Below are 3,139 nucleotides of genomic sequence, written 5' to 3'. Positions count from 1 at the left end.
GGCGTCGCCGACGTCCGGGTGCTCGGCGCGATCGGCGTGGTGCAGCTTGACCGCGAGGTCGACATCGCGGCCGCCACGGCGGCGGCGGTGCGGGCCGGGGTCTGGCTGCGGCCGTTCCGCGACCTGGTTTACACGATGCCGCCGTACGTGACGGCCGACGAGGACGTGGCCGCGATCTGCGCGGGGGTGCTGGCCGCGGTCGAGGCCGTCGCGTCCAGTTAGCGGCCTTCGCGCCATGCGACGGAACGGGGTCCCTGACGCCGCCTCGGTAGCGGCGGATTGTACCTGTGTGCGGATTCAAGAGCCCTTATGGTCTTTTGGCAACCTTTGCGCGAGGGGCGGGAGGGCAAGCGTTCCTGATGCTGGGCGTAATGTCAGATGAAATCCCGGATGGGATTTCATCCGGCGGGGTTCCGCTGTATGGTTCTCGTTGTGAGGGCGTCGTTTTAACGACCCTGGTTTGGCCTGCCCTTAATTAGGGATGCAGCGACGTGATGACTCTGTTCGCTCGCGGGAGGTGGACCTCCGATGGCTACCGGCCCGACCGTCAGAAGGCGGCGGCTCGGCACTGAGCTGCGCAGGCTTCGAGACTCCGCGGGCTACAAGCTGGAGGAAGTCGCCGGGATGCTGGGCGTCGCCCCGTCCACCTTGTCCCGTATCGAGACCGGCAAGGCTCCGACCAAGTCGGCGTACCTGAGCCAGCTGCTCGAGCTGTACCAGGTCACGGACGCCGGGCAGCGCCAGATCCTCGTCGACATGGCGCGCGAGGGGCACCGCAAGGGCTGGTGGGCGGCGTACGACGACGTGCTGCCCAGCGGGCTCGGTGTCTACGTGGGCCTCGAGGCCGAGGCGTCGGGACTGCGCAGTTACGAGATCGCCGTGGTGCACGGCCTCTTGCAGACCACGGACTACGCGCGCGCCATCTTGCGGGCGAGCGCGCCGCGGCACACCGCGGACCAGATCGAGCGCCTGGTGGACCTGCGGATGGAGCGGCAGCGGCGGCTCGACGACAATCCGCCGCTCGACTTGTGGGTGATCCATGACGAGGCGGTGATCCGGCGCACCGTGGGCGGTCCGGTGGTGATGCGCCACCAGCTCGCGCACCTGCTCGTGGCGGCCGGGCTGCCGGGGGTCACGCTCCAGGTGCTGCCCTTCGACACCGGCGCGCACGCGGGTCACGACGGCCCCTTTTCCATCGTCGAGTTTCACGACAGGTCCGATTCTGAAGTCGTCTACGTCGAATCGACGGCCGGGCCGATTTACCTGGAGAAAGACAGGGAGGTCCGGGCTTGCGCCGAGGTTTTTGACCGGCTCAGGGCCGCGGCCCTGCCGCCGGAGGCGTCCCTCGACCTGATCTCCAAGGCGGCGCGAGAACTTGCCTGACCCCCCCGAGGGAAACCCGCGAAAGCCCGCGCGGCCGTCGGTCGGTGCGGTTGAGGGATGGTGAACCTAACACAGGGAGGAAAGCGCATGGAAGGCGAGTTGAACGACCTGCGCTGGTTCAAGAGCAGCGCCAGTGCCTCCGGGGCGTGCGTGGAAGTCGCGCACCTGCCGGGCGGCGGCGTCGCGGTCCGCGACTCGAAGGACCGGGCCAAGGCGCCGCACGTCTACACCCGGCGGGAATGGCAGGCGTTCCTGACCGGCGCCAAGAACGGCGAGTTCGACCTGCCGGTCGCCTTAGCAGGCGGCACTAGCCCGGGGAGCCTAGGAAGCCCGGGAAGCCCGGGAGAAAGACGACGACGGGTTCCCGCCCTCAGCGGGAGCCCGTCGCCGGGCGGTGGCCGCGACGAACGCGGCCCACTGCTCTCGCCCGAACAGCAGTGCGGGGCCCGCCGGGTGCCGCGAGTTCCTGACCGCGACCCGGCCGTCACCGAGGCACGCGACCTCCACGCAGTTGCCGCCGGTGGGCCCGCTGCGGGTGCTCTTCACCCAGCGGGCGGCGGTCAAGCCGGTCGCGTCACTCATCGCGTGCCGCCTCCAGCTCCTTGATGATCTCGTCGAGGATCTCCGTGGTCCGCTGGGGATCGTGGGCCATGATGCTCAGCCGTTCCATGGCGAGCAGGTACCGCTCGACTTCGGTCGGCTTGTCGAGGTACAGCGCGCTGGCCAGGTTCTCGACGTACACCACGTCCGGCAGGTCGGGCTCGGCGAACCGCAGGATGGTGAACCCGGTCGGCGTCGCGTGGCCGCCCAGTCCGTAGGGCAGCACCTGCAGGGTCAGCGACGGCGTGCCGCTCTGGTCCCTGAGGTAGCGCAGCTGGTCAAGGTGCACGCCAATACCGGTGACGGGACGGCGCAGCGGCGCCTCATCCACGATCATCCAGAGCCTGAGCTTGCCCTCGCGGTACCGGCGCTGCCGCTCCCTGCGCAGCAGCACGTGCCGTTCGGTCTGCTCGACGGGAAAATCGCCGAGCCCGAGCACGCCGGCCGCGTACTCCTCGGTCTGCAGCAGGCCAGGGATGAAATACGGGTCGTAGCCGCGGATCGCCCGCGCCGCCTCTTCCATGCCCACGTACGCCTGGAACCACTCCGGCAGGATGTCGTTGTACCGGTGCCACCAGGCCGGCCGGTTCGCCTGCTCGGCCAGGGTGAGCAGCTCTTCCCGCTCGGCGGGGGCGACGCCGTACAGGGTCAGCAGGTCGAGCACGTCGATCTCGCGGATGGCGTTCCGGCCTAGCTCAATGCGGCTGATCTTGGAGTCCGACGCGCGGATGGACGCGGCCGCCTGCCGCGCGGAGATTCCCTTGGCTTCCCTGATCCGGCGCAAGTGGGTGCCGAGCAGGATGCGCAAGACGGTGGGCCCGTCAGAAGAGTCAGGCACGCGGGGCGACCTCCCCATTTCCCGTCGCCATGCGCTGCGGCTAAGGGCGCATGGAATTACGCATTCCCCTTGCGGAGGGCGCATGCATACGCCCGATGATATCCCAGATGCCTAATCAGGCTAGGTTCTCAGATAGTGAGATGATGTGCCGGCCGGTCCCGCGGCGCGGTCCGGTGGCCGTCGGCGCCCCCGGGCCCGCGGACAGCGGGTGCGCCCGTGCCGGATGACCAAGGATTCCCGGCCCCGGCGGAAATTTACAGCCGTGAATTACCGAATTAACCCGGCCGCACCCACAGCGCCGGCCGCGGGCCATTGCGT

4 protein-coding genes and 1 pseudogene are annotated in these 3,139 nt (G+C 69.1%); 3 read left to right on the top strand and 2 right to left on the bottom strand.

Translation table 11 applies throughout. The annotated features are described in order from the left end of the window. The 3 genes and pseudogenes from WA805_RS25235 to WA805_RS25225 form a co-directional block, all read left to right on the top strand. Nucleotides 1–222 (top strand): aminotransferase class III-fold pyridoxal phosphate-dependent enzyme (locus WA805_RS25235; protein WP_425243578.1); only part of this gene is annotated, 222 nt, incomplete at its 5' end. A 306-nt stretch (nt 223–528) separates the two neighbouring features. Then, a complete protein-coding gene (locus tag WA805_RS25230; RefSeq protein ID WP_422285696.1) occupies nt 529–1,383 on the top strand; it encodes a helix-turn-helix domain-containing protein in 855 nt (284 codons plus the stop codon). Nucleotides 1,384–1,440: 57 nt separating this feature from the next. Then, a pseudogene (locus WA805_RS25225) lies at nt 1,441–1,638 on the top strand (DUF397 domain-containing protein); the annotation flags it as partial. 66 nt (nt 1,639–1,704) lie between these two features. Here WA805_RS25225 and WA805_RS25220 read toward each other — a convergent pair. Together WA805_RS25220 and WA805_RS25215 are read right to left on the bottom strand one after the other, a co-directional pair. Then, nucleotides 1,705–1,965: a DUF397 domain-containing protein gene (locus WA805_RS25220; RefSeq protein ID WP_422280967.1), complete on the bottom strand. Its 261-nt coding sequence runs from the start codon at nt 1,963–1,965 to the stop codon at nt 1,705–1,707. After that, nucleotides 1,958–2,821 carry a helix-turn-helix domain-containing protein gene (locus tag WA805_RS25215; protein WP_422285697.1) on the bottom strand — a complete coding sequence of 288 codons (864 nt, stop codon included), beginning with the start codon at nt 2,819–2,821 and terminating at the stop codon, nt 1,958–1,960. The genes WA805_RS25220 and WA805_RS25215 overlap by 8 nt, the downstream gene beginning before the upstream one ends. Nucleotides 2,822–3,139 lie beyond the last annotated feature (318 nt).

Origin of the sequence: Trebonia sp., from assembly GCF_049794275.1 — a bacterium.
Lineage (GTDB): Bacteria > Actinomycetota > Actinomycetes > Streptosporangiales > Streptosporangiaceae > Trebonia.
Note: the sequence above shows the minus strand (reverse complement) of the source record. Positions and strands in the feature narration are given on the sequence as shown.